This is a genomic window from Sunxiuqinia elliptica, from assembly GCF_900113005.1.
GTDB classification, from domain to species: domain Bacteria; phylum Bacteroidota; class Bacteroidia; order Bacteroidales; family Prolixibacteraceae; genus Sunxiuqinia; species Sunxiuqinia elliptica.
The window spans coordinates 16,257-39,706 of the sequence record NZ_FONW01000020.1; the positions used below are offsets into that span (position 1 = coordinate 16,257).

A 23,450-nucleotide genomic window follows, 5' to 3' on the forward strand; every position below is an offset into this window, starting at 1 on the left:
TTAGCTCCCTACTCGTTTGGCTTTTCGGTTACGCCCTGTTTTTATGTGTCCAGCTACACCCTTGTTTTTTATAAAATCAGTTCTTTTTCGCAAGCTCTTTAATCATCCAAACTGAGCAGGAAGTGTGACCGGAATCTCCCAAAGGCTTTTGAAGTAAAGAAAAACCAAGCTTTTCATACATTCGAACGGCCTGATCAAATTCAGGAAGGCTTTCGATATACAATTGCGAATAACCAAAATCAATCGCTGAACGAATGTTGATCTCCATCAAGCTTTTGCCAATTCCCTGACCACGAGCTTCCGGAGAAAGGTAAAACTTGACCAGCTCAGCACAGTCATCTGGGAGACCTGGAGTTGGATAAATACCACAACATCCAACAATCTTTTCATCGAGTTCTGCAACCCACAAAATCGATCTTTCTTCGCGAAATAAGTCACAAAGCTGATCGGTGGTCGGATCAGAATAAACGGTTCCGTCCCGGGGGGCATCATACTCCTCAAAAACGCATTTAATCAATTGCGACAGAACAGGATTATCGGATTCTTTAACTTCTCGGATATTTACCATAAATAGTCCTCTTAACAGGGCAAGTATCATTCTAGTTCCTACCGAACGGGGAAGAACTCTGCAGTTTATTAAAAAAAACATAATACACCCACTGAATTAATATCTAACAATAATAGTTATTTTACGTCATCTTATGATACAGATAAAAGGAATAAAAAATACTCAATCAATCAACTAAGCATTACTTATTACTGCTCCATAATAACAGGCGTTAGCTCCTGCTTAATTTTATCATATTCTGATTGTTCCATAAGTCCTAGATCAAGCAGCTCTTTAGATTCTTTCAACTTGGATATTGCTTCATCTCTTGTCATAGGAGCATTCAAGCTTCTAATTTCACCGCCTAACACTGACTTCTCATAGTCTACTACTGACATATATTTATTAATCCCAAAAGCCCTTCCATTTGGTTCTCCCAGTAGTATCGTTAAGGCTAGAGGTTTTTTTCGACTCCCTTTATGGGAAACTTTCATTTCTGAGATAACAACGATTTCTCCCTGCATGTTAGCACCAGCATTCTCTGGAGCTTCACCTGCCATTGCATTCATAATACTTCCAAAACCAACCGGTCGTCCCATGATTATGGTCGTAAAACTACTTTTCGTTCGTGATCGAGCTTTTGCAACACCAACCGTATTTCCAGCACCAACAGCAGTTGTTGCAGTAATACTACCAGAAGGAACCCCAATAACCAGGGTATCACCAATTTCCAAAAGAGATCCATCTGCTGCAGTGTATCTTAAAACATTCGTATTGTTCTTAACTTTCTGAAAAAAAGCCGAATTCTGACAATCATCAAAAGTTAACTCATCTAACTGTTTCTTTTGTGCAAAAGAGCTAAATACACAAAAAGTAAGAATACCAAAGATTAGTTTTTTCATAAGTTTTTATTTTAGCACTTCAAAGTTTGCCATTATTTAATAGTTTAAACAAATTTATCCCATCCGCCCTTCTTCAAAAACAAGCTCGTATTTAATGCCTTCCTGATCTTTAAAAAAAAGGGCATAATAACTCTCACCGTGCTGAGGATAAAATTTGGGGACATCAACGATATGAGCTCCGGCTGCCTTTATTAGAGGATAAAGCTCATCAATTTCGTTGCGCGAAGAAGCTTTAAAAGCTAAGTGGTGTAGAGCACCGGGCTTGCGTCGATGAATACTGTCATTTTTAAAGGCTGAACGGGGCGAATTAATCGCAAAAATCAGCGCCGGATGATAATATTCCACCACTTCAAATTCATGGGCTGGTACTTTCCCCTTTGCTTTATGGGCCAGATCAAAGCCCAGAATAGGCATTAGTCGATCATAAAAAGCTTCAGCAGAATCTAAATCTTTGACTGTGATTTGGATGTGATCAATAATCGGTTGCATTGTCGTTATTTTAAAAGAGTTGATTTGAGGGATTTACTTATCCACTGCCAATTTACAAAATTCATCAGAATATTTTTTCTGACATCTATCTTGTTACTCCTCATCAAATCTCCTTCAGAAAAAACCTACAAGCATAAAAAAGCCGCTCTCCAAATGGAAAGCGGCTTTCATTTATCTGGTATTCAGAATTACTTTCTGTAAATCTTTTTGTATCCGTAGATAGCAGCAGCACCCAATTCTTCTTCAATACGAAGCAATTGGTTGTATTTAGCCATACGGTCAGAACGGCTCAATGAACCAGTTTTGATTTGTCCTGAGTTGGTAGCTACAGCAATGTCAGCAATTGTTGCATCTTCAGTTTCACCTGAACGGTGAGAAGTTACTGAAGTGTAACCTGCACGGTGAGCCATTTCAATAGCATCCAATGTTTCAGTCAAAGTACCAATTTGGTTTACTTTAATCAGGATTGAGTTAGCAGCACCCAATTCGATACCTTTTTGCAAGTATTCAACGTTAGTTACGAACAAGTCGTCACCAACCAATTGGCATTTGTCGCCGATAGCTGCATTCAATTTTACCCATCCGTCCCAGTCGCCTTCGTCGCAACCGTCTTCGATTGAGTCAATTGGGAATTTTTCAACTAATTCAGCCAAGTAAGCTACTTGCTCGTCACGGTTACGTTGTGCACCGCCTTCACCTTCGAATTTGGCATAGTCGTAAACACCGTCACTATAGAATTCTGAAGCAGCGCAGTCTAAAGCGATAGAAACATCACCACCTTCTTCTGCACGACCTGGTTTGTAACCAGCGTTTTTGATTGCTTCAATGATTGAGTTCAAAGCATCTTCAGTTCCGTCCAAAGCAGGAGCAAAACCACCTTCATCACCTACAGCAGTGCTCAAATTACGTTTGTGCAATACTTTTTTCAAGCTGTGGAATACCTCAGCACCCATGCGCAAACCTTCACGGAATGAAGGAGCACCGATAGGACGAATCATGAATTCCTGGAAAGCAATAGGAGCATCAGAGTGAGATCCACCATTGATAATGTTCATCATTGGAACAGGCAATGTTTTTGCGTTAGTTCCACCGATGTAACGGTATAAAGGAAGTTCAAGTGCATTAGCAGCAGCTTTAGCAACAGCCAATGATACACCTAACATAGCGTTGGCACCCAATTTAGATTTGGTTTTAGTACCGTCCAACTCCAGCAATTTGTGGTCAATAGCCACTTGATCTGAAGCGTCCATACCAACCAATTCTTTGGCAATCGCGTTGTTTACGTTTTCAACAGCTTTCAAAACACCTTTTCCAAGGTAACGACCTTTGTCGCCATCGCGCAATTCAAGCGCTTCGTTTTCTCCTGTTGAAGCACCTGAAGGAACTCCAGCTAAACCAACAGCACCGCATTCTAAAGTTACTTCAACTTCAACGGTAGGATTACCACGTGAATCCAAAATTTCTCTACCAACTACGTTATTAATTAACATGATTTATGGTTTTGAATTAAACTTAATATATTATCTTAAAATTCTGATTTTTAAAAACTTTCCAAAAACCGATGGCAAATATAGTAATTCCACCCGAAAAATTCTGTTTCTGAACCGCAGGGATAACCTAAATTTAACCAGCACTAAAGTCCGTGTGAATCAAGGCAATCAGCAATAAAACGGGCACTTCTTCTATCTTTATTCTTTTCGTCTAACTTCCTATAAACAAGAGAAGAGTAGTGGCTTGTGTGAACTCTTGTTAAAGATTTATAAATTACCTTCTATAAAGAGCTGTTACGCTCCTATCCACTTTCTGCTAAACGAAATAAAATAGCTATCCAATTCTTCGCGATACCACTTTAATTGCTCAAAGTTGCTCCCTATCTTTATTGCTTAAATTTCCTCTATTGATTAACGAAACGATCTAATTCTACACTTATGTTTGCCAGAGTATTACTCGCGTTCAGTCTGATCTTAAGTCTTGCTGCCACAGGTATAGCAAGCAATCCGGATTCGCTTTATCTCGTGAATCACTATACCAAGCAAGAAGTTTATATTCCGATGCGTGATGGGACTAAACTCTTTACTGTAATCTACGCGCCAAAGGACAAATCGGAGAACTACCCCGTTCTATTTAACCGGACTCCTTACAGTATTTCTCCGTATGGAGAGGCCATGGACTTCAGCTTTCGGCGGGGCTTGTTTCCTGCTTTTCTACGCGAAAAATTCATCTTTGTTTTCCAGGATGTACGTGGACGTTTTATGTCGGAAGGAAAATTTGAGCACATGCGCCCACATCTGTCCAAAAAACAGCAGCCTTCACAGATTGATGAAAGCTCAGATGCCTATGACACCATGGATTGGTTGGTCAAAAACCTTTCCAACCACAATGGGAACATTGGCATGTGGGGCATCTCCTACCCCGGGTACTACACTTCATGTGCAGCCATTGATGCCCACCCAGCCTTAAAGTGTGTATCTCCACAGGCACCTATTTCCGATTGGTTTTTCGATGATCCGCACCATCATGGAGCCTTTTTCCTGGCAGGAATGCTTGGCTTTTTTGCAGCAATGGATATTCCGCGCCAGCAACCTTATCAGGACTGGATTAAAACCTACGACTGGGGAACCCCTGACGGGTACCAATTCTATATGGATTTAGGTTCTTTATCGAATGTCAAGACTCGTTTTTTTGGAGATAGCATTGCATTTTGGAACGAATTGGTCGATCATCCCAATTACGATCGTTTTTGGCAGGAAAGAACCATTCTTCCTCACTTGAAAAATATCAAACCTGCGGTATTGGTTGTCGGCGGTTGGTATGATGCGGAAGACCTCTACGGAACATTCAATACCTACAAAACCATTGAAAAGCAAAGTCCGAAGACTGACAATAAATTAGTTGTAGGCCCGTGGATTCATGGCGGATGGGCTCGCAATGATGGTGACCATTTAGGAAATGTGTCGTTCGAACAAAAAACCTCGCTTTTTTACCGAGACAGCATTGAGCTACCTTTCTTTGTACATCATCTGAAAGGGAAAGGTGAGCTAAACCTTCCCGAAGCCACGGTCTTCATGACTGGCAAGAACGAATGGCAAAGCTTCGATCAATGGCCTCCCAAAACACAATCAGCTCAAAAGCTCTATTTCCGGGAGCATGGGAAATTGTCGTTTCAACCAGCTGCTTCGGACGAAAAAGCCTACGACGAGTATGTAAGCGATCCTGCAAAACCCGTTCCCTACACCGAAGAAATTACCTTTGGCATGACCAGAGAGTACATGACCGATGATCAGCGCTTTGCAGCTAAACGACCCGATGTGCTTGTTTTCGAAACCGAGGTTCTTACCGAAGATTTAGTTTTGGCAGGACCACTAACAGCTCACTTAAAGGTGTCCACAAGCGAAACTGCAGCAGACTGGATTGTCAAACTGATTGATGTTTACCCCAAAGATGCCCCGGACAACAAATGGACTCGCGAAGGACAAAAAATGGCCAACTACCATCAAATGGTACGAAGTGAAGTCATTCGGGGACGTTTCCGCAACAGCTATGAGCATCCGGAGCCATTCACTCCAAACCAAGTCGAAGAAATAGAACTTGACTTGCAAGATGTGCTGCATTGCTTTCAGAAGGGACATAAATTAATGATCCAGGTACAAAGCACTTGGTTCCCCTTGGTTGACCGGAATCCTCAACGCTATGTTGACAATATTTTTGAAGCGAAACCAGAAGATTTTGTCAAAGCAACACACCGACTTTATCATAGCCAAGAGCAACAATCTTTTATCGAGCTTCCAATGCTTGAAACGGCAGATTAGAACGATCAACTACAAATACAAAAAAGCCGGAACGAGCATACGCATTCCGGCTTTTCTATTCTATAAAGAATCACCTATTCTTTTACTGAAAACTTGTATATCGTTGTTGAACGAAGGGTATCTCCAGGCTCTAAAACAGTGTTTGGAAAATTTGGATGATTGGGTGAATCCGGATAATGCTGCGTTTCGAAACAAAAACCATACCGATGCTCATAAGCTTTTCCTGCACGTCCAATCAACGAGCCATTCAAAAAATTACCGGTATAAAACTGGACAGCAGGTTCAGTGGTGAACACCTCAACATAGCGTCCTGAAGCTGGCTCGTAGGCACTGGCTGCAAAAGTCAGCTCATTCGCATGTTGATCTTTATTCAAAATGTAGTTGTGATCATATCCGCCAGCAACAGCAAGTGCTTGCATTTCCGAATCGATACGCTCTCCAATCTGATGCGGACTGGTAAAATCCATATCTGTTCCTTTCACCGAAACAATCTTTCCCGTTGGAATCAGCTCATTATTCAACACCTCTGTGGTCGAATCGGCATCAATCACAACCACATGATCCATGATATTTCCGTTGCCTTCTCCCTTCAAATTGAAATAAACATGGTTGGTTAAATTAAACGGACAAGCTTTATCAGTTGTCGCTTTATAATCGATCTTCAATGCGTTGTCAGCGGTTAAGGTATAAGTAACCACAACCGTCTTGTTCCCGGGAAAACCTGAAGCTCCATCCGGGCTGTTCAAAGTCATTTCAACCGCAGGACCAGCATCCGTCTGAATTTCGCGGGCATCATACACCTGACGATAAAAGCTTTGTGTTCCTGAGTGCAAACAGGCTTTGTGGTTATTTACTTCCAATTGATAGGTTTCTCCATTCAGTTCAAATTGACCATTCGCAATCCGGTTAGCATAGGGACCAACCACGGCACCTTGTCCGGCATCTTGCGTTTGGTATTCTTCAATCGATTTAAATCCCAAAGCCACATCTGCCAGCTTACCTGCTTTGTCAGGCACCATGATCGACACAATTTTTGCGCCATAATTGGTTAAAGTCACCTTCATACCCTGGGTATTTTCCAGCGTAAATAAGCTTGTTTTCTTACCATCAATTGTTGCTTCAAAATCGGCCTTCGAATAAGGCATTATCGAGCTCGGTTGCTGCTGACAGCCCATAAGAACGACCAGTAAAAAGAAAAGATTTTTTTTCATCAGTTTATTCGTTTTAGCTTGATTTTAGACCTGTTAAATTTTCACAAAAGTCTGTTTTACTTTTAATAGTCCAAACAAATTTATATAAATTTGCGTTGAAATAAGAGCATGGTCAAGAAGATCTCACATATTATCCTATTCGTTTTGATGATGGTAAGCACCCTCGGGTTTACGATCACCAAACACTATTGTGGCGAAGATTTGGTTGATCTTTCCATCAGCGGAAGCGTTGACTCCTGTTGCGATATGCAAGGAGCTTGTTGCCATGATGAGGCACAAACCTTTCAACTGGATCAGGATTATACCGTTCCGATGGTGTTCAATCATGTTGACTACATTGCTTTTGTTTGTTATGAGATTCCTGTGCTGTTAATTGAATCTCTTCAGAATAACACAACATCTACAGACGCTTGGGTTGTAGGCAATGCGCCGCCGCCCAAAGATGTCCTGAACTTCCTTTCGGATATTCAGGTGTACCGCTTATGATTTTTTGATTGCTCCGATTTCACTATGATGGAATTGGCCTTATGGACTGTGTGCTCGTTGCATGCGGTCGATACTTTTATTAATTTACTGCAATAAAAAAAAATCATAAAGTTGAAACGGTATGCTAAATAAATTAATTCGTTTCTTTTTGGAGAACAAGCTGGTAACCTTCCTACTCTTATTGATCATGGTTGGTTGGGGAATGGTCAACTCTCCTTTTCGTTGGGATACAGGAATTTTGCCCAACGACCCCGTTCCGGTAGATGCCATTCCGGATATTGGCGAAAACCAGCAAATTGTTTATACTGAGTGGCCCGGCCGCTCTCCACAGGATATCGAAGATCAAATCTCTTATCCTTTAACGACATCACTTCTTGGAATTCCTGGAGTAAAAACGATTCGAAGCAACTCCATTTTCGGTCTTTCCAGTATTTATATCATTTTTGATGATAATGTCGAATTTTACTGGAGTCGGACCCGAATCCTGGAAAAGCTAAACTCGCTTCCCCCCGGGACACTGCCAGATGATGTCACCCCTGCCCTGGGACCTGATGCAACAGCCTTGGGACAAATTTATTGGTACACCCTTGAGGGACGCGACAAAGACGGAAATCCGGCAGGAGGTTGGGATCCGCATGAGTTGCGAACCATCCAGGATTTCTACGTTCGCTATTCCTTAACGGCAGCCAAAGGCGTTGCCGAGGTCGCCTCAATTGGCGGTTTTGTCAAGGAATACCAGGTCGATATTGATCCGGCAGCCATGAAAGCTTACGACGTGAATATTTCACAAATCATGAGCGCCGTAAAAAACAGCAACCTGGATATTGGCGCCCGAACCTTGGAATACAACCGAGCAGAGTACCTCATTCGCGCTTTGGGGTATATCAAAAATTTGAGTGATTTGGAAGAAAGCGTGGTTGCTGTTCGCGATCATGTCCCGGTTAGATTGAAGGATGTTGCCCGGATTAACTTTGGACCAGCGACCCGACGAGGCGGATTGGACAAAGGAGGTGCCGAAGCTGTCGGTGGCGTAGTTGTGGCCCGCTATGGAACCAACCCGCTTGAAGCAATTGAACATGTCAAAGACAAAATAAAAGAAATTGCCCCGGGACTTCCATCCAAAACCTTAGAAGACGGAACCGTTTCAAAAGTAACCATCGTCCCTTTCTATGACCGAACAGGACTGATCAAAGAAACGCTGGGAACACTGGAAGAAGCCTTGTCGCTTGAAATATTAATCAGCATCATTGTTGTTATTGTGCTGGTACTAAACCTCAGGGCATCTGTACTCATCTCCAGCCTGCTACCCATTGGGGTATTAATTACCTTTATTACCATGCGGCAGTTTGGAGTCGATGCCAACATTGTGGCGCTTTCAGGAATCGCCATCGCCATTGGAGTTATGGTAGATGTGGGGGTGGTCTTCACGGAGAATATTATTCGGCATATTGAACTACCGCAAAATATTGGAAAAAAGGGCAAACAGCTTTTACAGGTTGTTTATGAAGGAACAATCGAAGTTGCCAGTGCTGTGGTCACGGCGCTGATGACCACCATCATTAGCTTCCTGCCGGTATTTGCCATGGAAGCCGCTGAAGGAAAGCTCTTCCGTCCCTTGGCGTTTACCAAAACCTTTGCCATGCTTGCTGCCCTGTTGATTGGTTTGGTTTTAATTCCAACCTTTGCGCATGTTGTTTTCTCAATCAAATACAACAAAACAAAAAGCAAACAAATTTGGAATGGCCTGTTAGTTCTTGCAGGCATTGTACTTTCAATTTGGTCAGGTAATTATGTGGCGCTAGCGCTCACCGCTTTTGGAATCAATGGACTCTTGGCTAACCGTTGGCCCGAGAACCGAAAAAACTGGGTCAACTACATCAACATTGCAATTACCGTGGTGGTGGTCGTTTATTTCCTCACCCAGGCATGGATGCCTTTAGGTGCGCAAAATTCATTGTTTGCCAACTTCCTGTTTGTCATCCTCATTGTCACCGTAGTGCTCGGATTTCTGATGTTGGTAGTACGCTTTTACCCACAAATTTTGCAGTGGTGTTTAAGCCACAAATGGGCCTTTTTAACCCTCCCCATTCTTATTATTGTTTTTGGGATAACCACATGGCAAGGGGTTGATAAACTCTATGGGTTTATGCCAAAGTTTGTCAAAGAAACCAAGTTCTGGGCCAATGCCACAGAAAAGTTTCCGGGACTCGGCAAAGAGTTTATGCCCTCGCTTGATGAAGGATCCTTTTTGCTGATGCCAACAACGATGCCACACTCCGGCATCGAAGAAAACCTGGAAGTCATTCGCCTTCTGGATAAAAAGGTCAATGCCATTCCCGAGGTTGAGATGGTTGTCGGTAAATGGGGACGGGTAAATTCAGCTTTAGACCCTGCGCCAGTTTCGATGTACGAAAATGTCATCAACTACAAGTCCGAATACATCTTGAATGAAGATGGACACCGCATGCGCTTTAAAGTGAATAAAGAGGGTGCTTATCTGCTAAAAGATGGAAGCACCTACAACCCAAAAGAAGAAGGTTTCCTACTGATTGAAAAAGAAAAGCTCGTTGAAGACAAAAACGGGGAATATTTCCGACAATGGCGTGATGAAATCCATTCGCCCGATGATATTTGGAATGAGATTATTGCAAAAGCAACCATCCCCGGCTTAACATCAGCTCCCAAGCTACAGCCCATCCAAACACGGCTGGTCATGTTACAAACAGGGATGCGGGCACCAATGGGAATCAAGGTTTTTGGTCCGGATCTGGAAAGTATCGAGAAAGTTGGCTTACAACTGGAAACTGAGCTTCAGCATGTTGAAGGTGTCGAGCCGGTGTCGGTATTTGCTGACCGGGTTGTTGGAAAACCTTACCTCGAGTTAAAGTTAAAACGCAAAGCCCTCGCTCGCTATGGCCTCACCGTTCAGGACTTACAAACCGTGATTGGAAGTGCTATTGGTGGAATGCAGCTCACCACAACTGTCGAAGGACGGGAGCGTTTCCCTGTGAGACTGCGCTATGCCCGTGAGTTTAGAGACAATCCTGAAGAACTGCAAAAGATTCTCATCCCAACGAAGTCGGGTATGCAAATACCTTTGGGAGATTTGGTTGACCTGAGCTACACACGGGGACCACAAATGATTAAAAGTGAAAACACCTTCCTGGTAGGATATGTCATTTTCGATAAGAAAGAAGGCTATGCAGAAGTCGATGTCGTCGAGAATGCACAACGTCACCTGCAATCCAAAATGGAGGATGGCTCATTTGAACTTCCTGCCGGAATGAGTTACGTGTTTACCGGAAACTATGAAAATCAAATCCGGGCAACCAAACGCTTAATGATTGTTATGCCGATATCATTGATCATCATTTTCTTGATTTTGTATTTCCAATTTCGGTCAGTAACCTCAACATCGTTAATCTTTACCGGTATTTTGGTTGCGCTGTCAGGCGGTTTCATCATGATCTGGCTATACGGACAGCCTTGGTTTATGAACGGAACTTTGGCTGGACACAACTTACGAGACTTGTTTCAAGTTCATCAGATTAACCTGAGTGTGGCTGTCTGGGTCGGGTTTATTGCCCTGTTTGGTGTGGCAACCGACGATGGAGTGCTCATCAGCACCTATTTAAGCCAGCTAAAAGCGAAAAAAGCCCCTCAAAGTATCAAGGAAGTGCGGGCCATGGTGTTGGAAGCCGGTTCAAAACGGGTGCGCCCAGCCATGATGACCACCGCCACGACCCTAATTGCCCTGATCCCGGTACTCACCTCTACAGGAAAAGGCTCAGATATTATGGTTCCAATGGCTATCCCCTTATTTGGAGGAATGACCATTGAAGTGCTAACCATGTTTGTGGTGCCTGTGCTATACAGTATGTGGCAGGAAAGACTGGTTAAACGTCAACTAAAAAAGAAAGAACAATGAAACGGATAATACATATTAGTTGCTTGGTAATCCTTTTTCTAAGTTTTGCTTCGCTTAACACGAACGCTCAGGATGCTTTGAACAATTACCTTGTTCAAGCGGCCGAGAATAATCCAGGGCTTAAAGCTCGATTCAACGAGTACCTGGCCGCCTTGGAGCAAGCGCCACAAGTTGGTTCGCTGCCCGATCCTCAGGTTGCATTTGGCTACTCCATTCAACCCGTTGAAACCCGCCATGGGCCAATGGAATTCAAGATCTCAGCGAATCAGATGTTTCCCTGGTTTGGAACCTTGAAAGCCCGTGAAAATACGGCCGTTCAGCAAGCCAAAGCCAAATATGAAGTTTTTGAGGAAAGCAAGTCTGCCCTTTTCAACGAGGTTCGTTCCACATACTACAGCCTCTATTTCAACGAAAAGGCCTTGCAAATCATCCAGGAAAACCTCGACATACTGCAACGATACCAACGGATGGCTGCCATCAAAGTAGAAGCCGGCATGGTTTCAGCGGTTGACCAATATCGGTTGGAGATGGAGACCGGGGATTTGGAGAATCAGCTAGCCCTGCTCAAAGATCAACAGGTCTTTTTGCAGGTACAGTTTCACGAGCTCTTAAATTCTCAAGAGCAACGTCCAATCAGTTTACCCCAGTCTTTATGGGAAACAGAAGTTGGACTGAGCAAAACAGCTATCCGTGACAGTATATTGCAACAAAATCATCAATTATTACAGTTGGATTTGCAACAAGAAGCATTGCGCTTCAAACAGCAGGTCGCTGAAAAATCGGGGAAACCATCCTTCAATATCGGTATGGATTACACCATTATTGGTAAAGGAGAAAACCAAATGGCCGGAACCGATGCTTTTATGTTCCCGATGGTTGGAATCACCATTCCACTCTACCGAAACAAGTATAAAGCCATGGTTCAGCAAGTCGCTTATGAGGCCACGGCAAACAGCCATCAAAAACAAAATACTTCCAACAAACTCGAAATTCTGTTTGAGAAAGCATGGAAGGATTATCGCGATGCGCTGCGCCGCAAAGAACTCTACCGCAGCCAAGTACAATTAGCCGAAAACTCGCTCCACGTACTTGAGACCGAATACAGTTCCAGTAGCCGAAATTTCGAAGAGCTACTTCGCATGGACCGGAAGCTACTGAATTACGCGCTGGAGCTGGAAAAAGCAAAAGCAGACCAGCAAGCAGCTATTTCAGTGATCCATGCCCTAATGGGGAATTAGCAGCAAGTTTGATTAATGATTTTGAAACACAGAAATAACAAAAGAGATGAATAATTTCAAACAATACATAAAAGAAAACTACCAATTCCTACTGGGAGCAGTAGTTGTTGGATTGATGCTGGGATGGCTGTTTTTTGGCTCATCATCAGACACACCAAGCGCATCTGAACAGCACATTGAAGGCCACGAAGGGCATAATCATGAATCTGACGATCCGACCACCTGGACCTGTTCGATGCACCCTCAAATCAAACAAGAAAAGCCTGGTGACTGCCCCATCTGTGGCATGGACTTGATTCCACTTTCGGAGATGAATGCCGGAGGAGATGATGTTGATCCCAATGAGATTCAACTGAGCGAATCCGCCGCAAAACTAGCAGACATTCAAACTATTCGGGTTCAAAAAGGAAATCCTCAAAAAAGCATCCATATGCAGGGGAAAGTAGAAGCGGATGAACGCAATGTGGCAGAATTAACAGCCCGTTTTGGAGGAAGGATTGAAAAGCTTTTCGTCAATTTCACCGGACAGCAAGTTCGAAAAGGTGAAAAGCTGACAACCATCTATTCTCCAGAGTTGCTGGCTGCTCAGCGCGAACTACTTGAAGCTGTAGGCTACAGCGAAACTCGCCCGGGACTTTACCAAGCTGCTCGCAATAAGCTAAAGCTTTGGGACCTGAACGACAAACAGATTGACGCCATTGAAAAGTATGGAAACCCCCAACCCTATTTTGATGTGCTTTCGCCTGTTTCAGGGACTGTTAGTATGCGGAATGTGGCAACCGGAGACTATGTAAAAGAAGGACAGGCACTCTTTAAGTTAGTTGACCTAAGCAAGCTGTGGGTGATGTTTGATGCGTATGAGAACGACTTGCCCTGGATCAAAAATGGCGATGAAGTGACCTACACCATTCAAGCTCTTCCGGGAGAATCATTCACTGGCAAGGTGCGTTACATCGATCCGTTTATTAGTCCAAAAACCCGGGCAGCACAAGTTCGGGTTGAACTCAATAATTCGAAACAACGCGTGAAACCCGGCATGTTTACCGCTGGTGTTCTAAACTCTGAGGTTTCCAACGAACCTCAACTGCTCATTCCGAAATCCTCCATTTTGTGGACCGGAAAACGAGCGGTGGTATACGTTAAAGTTCCCAACCGTGAAGCACCATCTTTCCTTTACCGGGAGATTACGCTTGGCCCAGTTGCTGGCGATAACTATGTCGTTAGCGAAGGCTTAAACGAAGGCGAGGAAATTGCCACCAATGGCGTCTTCAAAATCGATGCAGCAGCACAGTTGCGTGGTTTACAAAGCATGATGAATCCAGAGGGAGGAATGAGCTCAACAGGCCATCAGCACGGGGATATGAACATGGAAGCAAATACACCGGGCGAGCATGCCCAGTTTAAAGCTGCCGGCAATTGCGAAATGTGTAAAGACCGGATTGAAAAAGCGGCAAAGGCGGTGAATGGTGTTTTCAGTGCCCATTGGGATGCTGAGCAACAAATGGTCCACTTGCAATACGATTCGAAGAAAACAAATCCGGAGAAAGTACAACAGGCCATTGCCAATGCCGGACACGACACTGAAAAATTCAAAGCACCGGATTCTGTTTACAACGAGCTGCCGGAATGCTGTTTATTTGACCGGCTTTCATATACAGATCAAGCAACTACGTCGGCTAAAGAAGAGCATGCCCAGTTCAAAGCTTCAGGCAATTGCGAAATGTGTAAAGATCGGATTGAAAAAGCTGCTTTAGCTGTTGGTGGCGTTTCCAGCGCCCAGTGGGATGCTACGCAACAAATGGTTCACATGCAGTATGACCCGAAGAAAACGAGTCCGGATAAAGTACAACTGGCCATTGCCAAAGCCGGACACGATACCGAACAATACAAAGCACCAGACGCGGTTTATAATGATCTGCCGGAATGTTGCTTGTACCGTGAGGAATAAAAAGATGTTTCGGAATCAAGAAGTGCCGGGTACAACAACGAACCAATCATCTCTTTTTGATTCCGAAACGAACTCGAGCCTCTCATGGGAGTCGAACCCACGACCTGCTCATTACGAGTGAGCTGCTCTACCACTGAGCTAAAGAGGCAGGTGGAGACTAAATTTAATCATTTTGCATGAAATGATTAAAACGAAAAGAATAGAAAATCGATAGAAGTAAAGTTTAAACATTAAAATTAAAACAAGATGAAAACAAAAGTATTAATGCTGGTTATTGCCCTGTTTATGGGAGCCGGCAGCGCTATGGCAAAAGACAAGTCTGAAAAGTTTAAAGTCAATGGAAACTGCGGCATGTGTGAAAAACGCATCGAAAAAGCAGCCAAATCGGTTGAAGGAGTAAGCCTGGCTGATTGGGATAAAAAAAGTAAACTGATCAGCGTGACTTTTGACGACCAAAAAACCGACGTGGACAAGGTACAACTAGCCATTGCCAAGGTTGGGCACGACACCCCAAAACACAAAGCCAGTGATGAAGTTTACAACGAACTGCCTGGTTGCTGCCAGTACGATCGTAGTGAAAAAGCCACTAAAAAGCACGATCATCAACACAACCACTAAGGATGAACGCTTAGGCTGTATTTTTACTCATCGGGTGACTATGAGTCACCCGATGAGTAAAACAGCTAAACTTTTAAGGATAATAAAGTTTGTCAATTCTATGTAATTTATAAAGTTCCTCACCCATTGGCGCAATTTTGCCAACTAAACTACATAGTATAATCGTTCGGTAGCAATGGATTTATTAATCTTTAAGTTCATATATTTTTGTTGGAGAGGCAAACCATTTATTTCCTTTTGAATCAATAGCTGATGCTCTGATGTCAGCAAAATGGAAATCACGATAGTTTAAGTCAGTCCATGTTTCTCCGTCAAATCTTGATATGCCGCCGCCAAGCCCAAGCCATATATTGCCTTTTTCATCCACCATAATCGACTGAATATTGGTTGAAGAAAGATCACTGTTTTTTGTGTTGTAATTGATCGTGTTTGTACCATCGTACTTAAATATTCCATACAGTGAAGAAGTAAACCAAATATTGCTTTCATTATCTTCGTCAACACCTAATACATTTAGTCCAGTGAGCTTATTGTCGGTAATAACCGAACTCCAAACAGAACCATCAAACATGGAGACGCCGTTATAATGAGCAAACCACATATTATTTTGACGATCTGCCTTTATGTCAAAAACATAGAACTCTTCTACTAAACACTCTTCTGATTCATAGGTCCTCCATTGTATGCCATCAAAGCTTGCCACTTTGTTTTGACCACCTGATAGGCCCATCCAGACTTTATCATTATTGTCAATGCCAATAGACGTTATACTGTTTGTTGGAATTTCTGAATTTGAAGTATCGTAGCTAGACCATGTTTGTCCATCAAATTTCAGAAGCCCCATTGAGTGCGTTGCTACCCAAAGATTGTTCTCCGAATCAAAAGCAAAAGCATGCACGTCGGTATTTAATGAATAAAACTGTCCTCCTGATCCATCGAATCCTATTTTATACAAGCCTCCATAGCCTCCATAGCCTCCATACCAAAGATTATCATTACGATCAAAAGCCACAAATGGCGAAGCACCGAATTGTATTTTATCTATTGGGTCATGTTCTATTATTTGAAAAATATCTACACGGCATGTTTCAACGAATCCTCCATCCGATTCAACAGTAATAGTCGCTGTCCCGGGTGAGATGCCTGAGATCATCCCATCAGGACTTACCAGCGCAATTGCAGGATCGCTCGAACTCCAATGGAGTGTTTTATTCGAAGCATCCGAGGGGGCAATTTCGGCAAGCAATGTTGTTGTAGAATCGACCGATAGTGCAATCGTGGTTTCTGACAGATTTATCCCGCTTACAGGAATTTCTTCTTTTTCGCATGCTAAGAGGATCCCAATTAATCCGATAACTGTGATACACTTAAAGAACTGTGCTTTCATAAGTCGTATTTTAAAGGGTATTAAAGTCATTTATTATTATGTTTTAATTACATGCAATTTTGATGCCATCTTTGCGATAACGGGTCATCCATGTTGCCGTTGCATCTCAATAACTATCGGGATTGAAGAGCACTCATGTCCGTTAAAATGGAATTGCGATACAAGCCCCCAGCAAACGACTCTGCTGGACCCCTAAAATATAATTTGCACTTTTCTGAGCGTAGGATGCTAGTTTTCAATTTGCTGCTGGCGAAGATTTGGAATTCGTGCTATTATTAAATGGCCATGTTATTTATCAACGTAACTAAACGATACAATCGTGCGGAAGCAAGGAGCAGATTTTTATTTTCCGAGTTTTAGTATTCTTATTGCTCCTTGAATTACCAAAACAAAGACGATTGTTCCAATAATTAAGTCAGGTTTGTTCGAGTTCAACCAATTAACCAACAGGCCCGCAACGATAACTCCCAAGTTAATAACCACATCATTCGAGGTAAAAATCAGGCTCGCTTTCATATGTGCTTCTTCTTTGCTTTTTGATTTTTGTAGTAAATACAAACAAATTCCGTTAGCGATTAATGCTAAGACTGAAATGAAAATCATTGTTGTAAAGTCGGGAAGCTTTTCCGCTCCAAAAAAACGTCTTAACACTTCCAAAAATCCAATTAAGGCAAGCGTAATCTGAAAATATCCTGCAAGCTTTGCAATTCTCTTTTTCCTTGTCAAAGTTCCCCCAACTGCCAAGAGGCTAATTCCATAAACAAATGAATCGGCAAGCATATCCAAACTATCAGCAACTAATCCCATTGATTTTGAAATCAGTCCGGTTGTCATTTCGATTAGAAAGAATGCAAAGTTGATAGCCAGAACTGCCCACAGTAGTTTTCTCTGGTTTGTGTCTTCTTTAAACTCGGTTTGGCCTGTATGTTCTGTTTTTAGTTTTTGTCCTCCTAAATTCAGTTCGAGAATTGATTTTTCAATTTGGTCGATTTCCCCATGGTGAAAAACAATCAATTTTCTATTGGGAATATCAAATTCCAAGCTTTTAATGCTGGAAATTCCGTCCAATTTCATTCGGATTAAGTTTTCCTCTGAAGGACAATCCATTTTGGCAATTTCAAATAGTGTTTTTTCCATTTAGCAACATTTTTGTTTTTGCTGGCTTGGAGGACATTTAACAGTTCCAAAGCTACAATATACACAACAGTCGCCTGGTTTTGGTTTTAAAACTGCTTTACAATTTACACACTCATAAAAAAATTGACACGCATCAGTGGGCATTTTTTCTTCTTTTGAATGACCACAGTTTGGACAAGTTATTATTGAAATTAATTTGATTTGCATCATGTTCCTTTCGGTTCTTTTAACATTAGCCAGAACGATCCATCACTATCTCCGCTGAGAGCTAGCAAGGGACAGTTGTTTTCATCCAACTAACTTCGTTTATTATAAATTACGGGCATTTGCCCTTTCCAGTTGTCCCACAAGCTACTTTCAACGATTAGTCTAGCCATAAAATTACCAACATTAATTCGGCTGGTTTTTCCAGGATTAAAAAGTGCACTTCTTATTGGTGAACCATACAGTTCATATTCGGTAACACACTCTTCATTAATCAATGTATCTGGTCGCACAACCACCCAGTCGATTGCTTTATTTTGTTGCCCAATGTTCATCCTTAAAAAATCGGCTGCTTTCTCATTGTCTAACTGCGGTGGAACAAGTAAACGAATCACCCCCATCACGAGTTTCTCTCCGATAGAAATGGACTCGCGTAACCCCCGATTTCGATAACCGGTTGTGCTCATCAATACAAACTTGATTGGTTTATCGGGTGAACTCTTCTGAATGGCCGTACAAAGCAGCTTAACAGCGTCAGTCACTAACTTCCCAGGCTTTCCATAAATACCTTTCAAGTTTAGATTATGACCAAGACAAGAAGCTACTGACTGACAATCACTCAAGTATGCTATCATTTCGTCAACACGAATTTGTGAGATACTTGCTTCGATTATTGATATTCGATCGTTATTCTTCCAGGTCTCAGGGATTTTTGCAGTCGGACGTACAATCAGCTTGACTGTTTGTCCCATACGCAACAATTGTTCAACCAACTGCTTCCCCGTTGCACCCGTTGCACCTACTACTAATGTTGTCATTTGTCAATTTATTAATTTCGTACGTCCATTTTCAATAGCTTACAGCGAAACCACACGCTACAATCTTGCGGGAGCAAGGGGCACACTGGCACAGTCATTTGTTATCAATCAAGGCCGTAATATATCCAAATAATTTTTCAGTTTCTGTTTCACTCTTAAAGTTAACAATGATTTTTTCGGAATTATTCTTAGTTATAATCAAGTAAGGCAACCTATTTGAATGAATTAGTAATCGTGATTTACCAAACTTATCAAGCTTGAAGAATCCTTTTCTAACTGCTCCAGAGCTAAATCCATTTGTCCGCATTTTAATCTCAGGTAGATCTTCGGAAAGCTCAACATGATCAATATCAGAAACATTCATCTCAAAGCCGTAAATACCTGAGAATTTAATTCTATCGCTTGAAATATCAACTTTTGAAGGTGAATATCCATATATAAAAAGCCCAATCACACATACTGCAACTAAGCCAAGAAAACTGTATGTAAGCTTAGCTCTTTTAGTTTTGTCCTTGTTTTTATCAAATCGCTGTGAACTGATCACCACAATCGCCACTCCAGGCAAGATCACAATTCCAATTATTGATTCTGCTATTACAGTAAGTCCAATCCATTTAAACAAGTAGTATCCAACAACAATAGACAGTCCAATGATTATTAAACCGTTTCGCATATATGTTGATAAACCAACAATATCTACATTCTTCTTTTTATCCTCAGGCATTGTATTATATCCAGCAATCAAACTGGGAGAAGATTTGACTAAAAAACCAATACCTATCATAAAAAGTCCAACAATGATGATTAAAATATCCATGATCTATCTGTTTTCATTAGTTGTTACTAACGGTCACTCTCCTGCCGGCCAGACTTGTCAGACCGCTAAGCCCCCCGCCTGCCATATGACAATTTGTTGAACGAAACCTAAAGGTAGCTAAAGTGCTCAGGCTCCAGTACCTTTAGTTTGAACTATAAATTCTATCATCATGAAAAAAAAGCACCACCTTAATTGAGCAAGCTTGTTTTTCACTCCCTGAATTTAAGCAAGTTTATGAAAAACTGCAACGGCAAGTTTCGCTTTTAGGCAAAAGTGAGAGTACGCTAAACAACTATGGCCGTTGAATTGCTGCAACAGGAACTCGGACGAATCAAGCTTCCCGAACGCAAGGATGTGCACCTGCTGTGTCCGGCCTGCCGGAAAGGAAAGCTGGTCACTATTTGGCGCTTTAACTCCCGCGGGCCACCTCCCGCAGATGCTCAAATCCTAAAACTTATGATGCAACTTGTGAAAAAGCCCTGACAGCAGGGCCTGGCGGAGCTGTGACAGGCAGCGAAGAAAAACCCGAAAAACGGCTTCCCAAACACAAAAACGGGAAGTAACTCCTTCGTTGAAGTCATAAAAACAAGGAGAAAAAAACACCAAAAAACAAAAAGCACGACCATGGTGGTCAGGCAAAATAGCTTATATCCGATCGGAAAACCCATAAGACTTGTTTCGCTTATCAATCCCGGTTTGCGTCAGTGGCCGGACAAGGTTCACGTCAACACTGCATTCAAACTCTGCGCTGCGCGCGGCTCGAACGCTTAATATACTCTATTAAAATACAAGTTTTTATGCCACTTTTTTAGCGGAGCTGTTATTCTTTTCTAATTCTCTTGGATCAAGACATAAGTAATCCTGGCTATACGGTGTCTTATTCTTCACTACACTGTAAATGGTTCGGAGTATCTTATTGGACACGTTGTTCATTATTAAATAATGAGGTTTACCCTCCAGCTTTTTCTTCTGATAGTACAAACTATATTCAGGATTGTGTTTGACGGCCGTTTTTGCCCCCATATACAAAAGAGCTTTCAGTTTTCGATCGGCAAATGAACTGGGTTTCCTTTTTCCGACCATTTTCCCTGATTCGTTAGGAAAAGGACATACACCTGCATAAGAAGCGGCTTTTCGGGCCGTGTCAATCGTTTTAAAGTTTCCAGTCTTGATTATCAGTTCTGTGGTAATAACGGGTCCGATCCCTTTTATACTTACCGATAACGCATAGTTCTCGTTGAGTTCCCGGTCAGACGTTATAATACCTTCTATTTCCTTTTCTACTTCTTTAATTTCTGCATCAAGGTGTGCCAGGGCATTGGTTACATGCTCTTTTACGCTAATGCTTTGCATCGGAACATTTAATCGGCTATGTTCTCCTGTACGTAAAATCTTTCGAGATTTTACCAGCTGAGATCTCAGCGAATAAAGGGATCTTAATTCAACCATTTCTTCCCGATCGTACTCTTTGAAGATAAGCTTATCATAGAAGCGCTCACCGTACTCCCTTATCCTGCCTGCATCAATTGGGTCTGATTTACCTTTAATCATACCTAGACTGTGTTTTATAGTGTAGCCTGAAACCAAGGATATATTTATCCCTTTTTGATTGCTGAGAAAAACCAACATATCGCCGTATGTTCCCGTATTCTCAGCACAAAGAACGGCATCGGAAGAAACAGTTGCTAAGAACTTCGATATACCGTTCAACCTGTTTTTCACTTCTTGTTTTCTTTCATTTCCATCTTGGTCGATGTAGTTTACATCAAACTTTTCCATTGATAGGTCAATTCCGTATACTTGCATAAACTTTGTATTTATGCTCCGCATTGAGTGGCTAAAATCGTGATAATGGGTTCTGCCCTAAATACTCTCTGGCTTTTACTCAATAATCTGCTGTGCTTAATATTAAGCTTAGGTTTTTCCTAATTGTTAGCTAAAGTTAATGCAGCAGATGGAGCTTTTTCCCGAAAGTAATTATCAAATATCATTTTTCTTCTTGACTTGGGAGACTGAGTACAAACTAACGATTGTTAGCCATTGTTTTTTATTTATTTGTAACATTAAATTCTTGATAAAATGTAAGACGCAATAAATCTCCATTTGGGGCAGGATAACAATAAACTCCCTTAAATCCATGTATACCTGCTTTATGCACTTTCTTTTTGTAAATTCCTTTCCCATTGATAACTTCAATTTCAAAAAGCCGTTTATTATCTGGTCGACCCATTAACAAAACGCTGTCAGGTTGAGAAGAATCAGCAACCATAATCAAAGGGTATTTTGTTGTGTCAAATGCCGCAAGAAAAATATTTGCATGATAGGTTTCTCCAACTTTTATATTGTTAGAAGAATCTACAATCATTGCCTGTATCTGGTTGAATTTGAAATAATCTGCTTCTATGCTATTATATAAATAATTTAAAAGTTCGTTTTCCAGATTAAGTACGTCCAACTTTAGTATCTCTTTATTATCAGAGAAATCATATTTCTTTTCATTCCCAATCCATTTGTTGAACCAGTTAGGAATAACTATTTGTTGAATGTATTTCGAATCAAAGTATGAACTTGGTTCTATGTAGGAATATAAATTGATAAACCTATTATACACTTCTTTAGAATTTTCTTGGTCAACGAAATAGAGTATTGAGTCAAACTTTGTTTCTAAAAATGAAGAAAATTCAAAATATGGTTTAGCCATTTGGGGATTCATCGCGTATTTTTTCTGAATCTTTGAAAGGTTGTACGTAATTTTCTCATTTACAACCTTAGATTCATCATGAAAATATTGACTCTCTTTGCTCTCACATGAACAAAGAATTATTAATCCTATTGTCAGTATTGAAATAAACTTATTCATGCTTGCTCATTTTAAAATTATGGCTAACGGTCACTTGGTCGAGTAGGCAAAGGGAGTTTCACCCTAAGCCTCTCACAGAACCGGACTTGACAGTCTCCCGTCATCCGGCTCTTGTTATACAAATCTAAACGATTTAACCAGTTATGCCGACCTGCCAGTGGTAAAATAAGCCGGGAAATTGATCCCGAACCCGATTGAACCATAGCCATGCCCGGCGCGGACTGGTTTTATATCGTTTGTACCTTTTACGTGCCCATCTAATCAGACGACGACTTAGCATATGGAAGACCGGATTCATCGCACTCTTCCTAAACTTAGCATAATAGTTCACCCAACCCCGAATGAACGGATTCAGAAACTGGGCGACACCAACAATGCTTTTGTGGGTCAGCCCAACGATGTTCAGTTCTTCCATTTTATCAGCAATCCGTTTCTTTGAGCTGATGCTGATGGCACAATCAAATCCAAGAAATAGTTTCCCATCTCTTTTCGATTTACAAGTGCGAGGTTGAAAACTATAACCCAGAAAATCGAATTTCACTATTCGGTAGTCGCCTTTACGGCGGTAATCCTTGCAGTAAATGATTTTCGTTTTCTCCGGGTGAAGCTCCAGTCCACAGCTTTGCATCCGCTCGTTGATTCGGGCTAAAATCCACGCCGCCTGACGCCGGCTTTTACAATGTACAACTGCATCATCGGCATATCTTACAAATCGCACGGTATTGCTCAAGCCAGTCAGCCAGACATCGAAAGCATAATGCAGAAACAGGTTTGCCAACAACGGACTAATTACACCGCCTTGAGGCGTCCCTTTCCCTTGTTTCTGTTCCAGCTCTCCGCTTTTCTTCAAAACAGGTGTGCTTAACCAGCGTTCAAGGTACATCAGGCTCCATTTCTCCGGAACATGTTTCTTCAAGGCAAGTAACAACTTGTTATGGTCAATGTTATCAAAGAACCTTTTAATGTCCAGGTCGATTACCCAATCATACATCCGGCAATTTTCCCGAACAGCAGACAGCGCCTGATGCGCACTCCTGCCCGGTCGGTAACC

At 41.9% G+C, this 23,450-nt stretch carries 19 protein-coding genes and 1 tRNA gene; 6 read left to right on the top strand and 14 right to left on the bottom strand.

The window, feature by feature from the left end:
* Positions 1-76: 76 nt before the first annotated feature.
* From BM156_RS20365 to eno, 4 genes are all read right to left on the bottom strand, one after another.
* Positions 77-568, bottom strand: a complete 492-nt coding sequence (locus BM156_RS20365; protein WP_093921754.1) for a GNAT family N-acetyltransferase — start codon at positions 566-568, stop codon at positions 77-79.
* Between the two features lie 188 nt (positions 569-756).
* Positions 757-1,449 carry a hypothetical protein gene (locus BM156_RS20370; RefSeq protein ID WP_093921755.1) on the bottom strand — a complete coding sequence of 231 codons (693 nt, stop codon included), beginning with the start codon at positions 1,447-1,449 and terminating at the stop codon, positions 757-759.
* Between the two features lie 54 nt (positions 1,450-1,503).
* On the bottom strand, positions 1,504-1,938 hold the full coding sequence (locus BM156_RS20375; RefSeq protein WP_093921756.1) for a VOC family protein: 435 nt from the start codon (positions 1,936-1,938) through the stop codon (positions 1,504-1,506).
* A 188-nt stretch (positions 1,939-2,126) separates the two neighbouring features.
* Positions 2,127-3,428 (bottom strand): phosphopyruvate hydratase, encoded by a 1,302-nt coding sequence (gene eno, locus BM156_RS20380; RefSeq protein WP_093921757.1) that lies wholly within the window; start codon positions 3,426-3,428, stop codon positions 2,127-2,129.
* 438 nt (positions 3,429-3,866) lie between these two features.
* Between eno and BM156_RS20390 the strand changes: the two genes are divergently transcribed.
* Positions 3,867-5,747 (top strand): CocE/NonD family hydrolase, encoded by a 1,881-nt coding sequence (locus BM156_RS20390; RefSeq protein ID WP_093921759.1) that lies wholly within the window; start codon positions 3,867-3,869, stop codon positions 5,745-5,747.
* Positions 5,748-5,821: 74 nt separating this feature from the next.
* Here BM156_RS20390 and BM156_RS20395 read toward each other — a convergent pair whose 3' ends face one another.
* The gene (locus BM156_RS20395; RefSeq protein WP_212733568.1) at positions 5,822-6,958 is read right to left on the bottom strand and encodes an aldose epimerase family protein; all 1,137 of its coding nucleotides are present in this window, start codon (positions 6,956-6,958) and stop codon (positions 5,822-5,824) included.
* 108 nt (positions 6,959-7,066) lie between these two features.
* Between BM156_RS20395 and BM156_RS20400 the strand changes: the two genes are divergently transcribed.
* The 4 genes from BM156_RS20400 (at position 7,067) to BM156_RS20415 (ending at position 14,558) form a co-directional block, all read left to right on the top strand.
* Positions 7,067-7,444, top strand: coding sequence for an HYC_CC_PP family protein (locus BM156_RS20400; protein ID WP_093921760.1), 378 nt, complete (start codon positions 7,067-7,069; stop codon positions 7,442-7,444).
* Between the two features lie 121 nt (positions 7,445-7,565).
* Positions 7,566-11,372, top strand: a complete 3,807-nt coding sequence (locus BM156_RS20405; RefSeq protein ID WP_093921761.1) for an efflux RND transporter permease subunit — start codon at positions 7,566-7,568, stop codon at positions 11,370-11,372.
* Positions 11,369-12,610 carry a TolC family protein gene (locus tag BM156_RS20410; protein WP_093921762.1) on the top strand — a complete coding sequence of 414 codons (1,242 nt, stop codon included), beginning with the start codon at positions 11,369-11,371 and terminating at the stop codon, positions 12,608-12,610. Before BM156_RS20405 ends, BM156_RS20410 begins: the two co-directional genes overlap by 4 nt.
* Positions 12,611-12,656: 46 nt before the next feature.
* Entirely contained in the window at positions 12,657-14,558 is a 1,902-nt protein-coding gene (locus BM156_RS20415) for an efflux RND transporter periplasmic adaptor subunit (RefSeq protein ID WP_093921763.1), read from the top strand.
* A 76-nt stretch (positions 14,559-14,634) separates the two neighbouring features.
* Here the strand turns inward: BM156_RS20415 and BM156_RS20420 are convergent.
* Positions 14,635-14,706 (bottom strand) — tRNA-Thr (locus BM156_RS20420).
* A 98-nt stretch (positions 14,707-14,804) separates the two neighbouring features.
* On the opposite strand from BM156_RS20420, the gene BM156_RS20425 reads away from it, so the two are divergent.
* Positions 14,805-15,176 (top strand): heavy-metal-associated domain-containing protein, encoded by a 372-nt coding sequence (locus tag BM156_RS20425; RefSeq protein ID WP_093921764.1) that lies wholly within the window; start codon positions 14,805-14,807, stop codon positions 15,174-15,176.
* Between the two features lie 184 nt (positions 15,177-15,360).
* Here BM156_RS20425 and BM156_RS20430 read toward each other — a convergent pair whose 3' ends face one another.
* From BM156_RS20430 to BM156_RS20470, 8 genes are all read right to left on the bottom strand, one after another.
* Positions 15,361-16,563: a two-component regulator propeller domain-containing protein gene (locus tag BM156_RS20430; protein WP_170847036.1), complete on the bottom strand. Its 1,203-nt coding sequence runs from the start codon at positions 16,561-16,563 to the stop codon at positions 15,361-15,363.
* 342 nt (positions 16,564-16,905) lie between these two features.
* Entirely contained in the window at positions 16,906-17,700 is a 795-nt protein-coding gene (locus BM156_RS20435) for a cation efflux transmembrane domain-containing protein (protein ID WP_093921766.1), read from the bottom strand.
* The gene (locus tag BM156_RS20910; RefSeq protein WP_399165468.1) at positions 17,701-17,910 is read right to left on the bottom strand and encodes a GDCCVxC domain-containing (seleno)protein; all 210 of its coding nucleotides are present in this window, start codon (positions 17,908-17,910) and stop codon (positions 17,701-17,703) included.
* An 86-nt stretch (positions 17,911-17,996) separates the two neighbouring features.
* The gene (locus tag BM156_RS20445; protein WP_093921767.1) at positions 17,997-18,722 is read right to left on the bottom strand and encodes an NAD(P)-dependent oxidoreductase; all 726 of its coding nucleotides are present in this window, start codon (positions 18,720-18,722) and stop codon (positions 17,997-17,999) included.
* Between the two features lie 94 nt (positions 18,723-18,816).
* Positions 18,817-19,539 carry a DUF3784 domain-containing protein gene (locus BM156_RS20450; protein WP_093921768.1) on the bottom strand — a complete coding sequence of 241 codons (723 nt, stop codon included), beginning with the start codon at positions 19,537-19,539 and terminating at the stop codon, positions 18,817-18,819.
* Positions 19,540-20,334: 795 nt separating this feature from the next.
* On the bottom strand, positions 20,335-21,345 hold the full coding sequence (locus BM156_RS20460; RefSeq protein ID WP_170847037.1) for a transposase: 1,011 nt from the start codon (positions 21,343-21,345) through the stop codon (positions 20,335-20,337).
* Between the two features lie 241 nt (positions 21,346-21,586).
* Complete coding sequence (locus tag BM156_RS20465; RefSeq protein WP_093921771.1) at positions 21,587-22,399, bottom strand: hypothetical protein; 813 nt, start codon at positions 22,397-22,399, stop codon at positions 21,587-21,589.
* Between the two features lie 133 nt (positions 22,400-22,532).
* Positions 22,533-23,450: reverse transcriptase domain-containing protein (locus BM156_RS20470; protein ID WP_093921774.1), on the bottom strand; the 918-nt coding region annotated here is incomplete at its 5' end.

What these genes read in the sequence shown, in the direction of transcription:
- BM156_RS20430 (WP_170847036.1), bottom strand. Translation starts at nt 16,563, where the DNA reads ATGAAAGCACAGTTCTTTAAGTGTATCACAGTTATCGGATTAATTGGG.
- BM156_RS20365 (WP_093921754.1), bottom strand. Translation starts at nt 568, where the DNA reads ATGGTAAATATCCGAGAAGTTAAAGAATCCGATAATCCTGTTCTGTCG.
- BM156_RS20445 (WP_093921767.1), bottom strand. Translation starts at nt 18,722, where the DNA reads ATGACAACATTAGTAGTAGGTGCAACGGGTGCAACGGGGAAGCAGTTG.
- eno (WP_093921757.1), bottom strand. Translation starts at nt 3,428, where the DNA reads ATGTTAATTAATAACGTAGTTGGTAGAGAAATTTTGGATTCACGTGGT.
- BM156_RS20910 (WP_399165468.1), bottom strand. Translation starts at nt 17,910, where the DNA reads ATGATGCAAATCAAATTAATTTCAATAATAACTTGTCCAAACTGTGGT.
- BM156_RS20435 (WP_093921766.1), bottom strand. Translation starts at nt 17,700, where the DNA reads ATGGAAAAAACACTATTTGAAATTGCCAAAATGGATTGTCCTTCAGAG.
- BM156_RS20450 (WP_093921768.1), bottom strand. Translation starts at nt 19,539, where the DNA reads ATGGATATTTTAATCATCATTGTTGGACTTTTTATGATAGGTATTGGT.
- BM156_RS20375 (WP_093921756.1), bottom strand. Translation starts at nt 1,938, where the DNA reads ATGCAACCGATTATTGATCACATCCAAATCACAGTCAAAGATTTAGAT.
- BM156_RS20460 (WP_170847037.1), bottom strand. Translation starts at nt 21,345, where the DNA reads ATGCAAGTATACGGAATTGACCTATCAATGGAAAAGTTTGATGTAAAC.
- BM156_RS20405 (WP_093921761.1), top strand. Translation starts at nt 7,566, where the DNA reads ATGCTAAATAAATTAATTCGTTTCTTTTTGGAGAACAAGCTGGTAACC.
- BM156_RS20465 (WP_093921771.1), bottom strand. Translation starts at nt 22,399, where the DNA reads ATGAATAAGTTTATTTCAATACTGACAATAGGATTAATAATTCTTTGT.
- BM156_RS20370 (WP_093921755.1), bottom strand. Translation starts at nt 1,449, where the DNA reads ATGAAAAAACTAATCTTTGGTATTCTTACTTTTTGTGTATTTAGCTCT.
- BM156_RS20390 (WP_093921759.1), top strand. Translation starts at nt 3,867, where the DNA reads ATGTTTGCCAGAGTATTACTCGCGTTCAGTCTGATCTTAAGTCTTGCT.
- BM156_RS20410 (WP_093921762.1), top strand. Translation starts at nt 11,369, where the DNA reads ATGAAACGGATAATACATATTAGTTGCTTGGTAATCCTTTTTCTAAGT.
- BM156_RS20425 (WP_093921764.1), top strand. Translation starts at nt 14,805, where the DNA reads ATGAAAACAAAAGTATTAATGCTGGTTATTGCCCTGTTTATGGGAGCC.
- BM156_RS20395 (WP_212733568.1), bottom strand. Translation starts at nt 6,958, where the DNA reads ATGAAAAAAAATCTTTTCTTTTTACTGGTCGTTCTTATGGGCTGTCAG.
- BM156_RS20415 (WP_093921763.1), top strand. Translation starts at nt 12,657, where the DNA reads ATGAATAATTTCAAACAATACATAAAAGAAAACTACCAATTCCTACTG.
- BM156_RS20400 (WP_093921760.1), top strand. Translation starts at nt 7,067, where the DNA reads ATGGTCAAGAAGATCTCACATATTATCCTATTCGTTTTGATGATGGTA.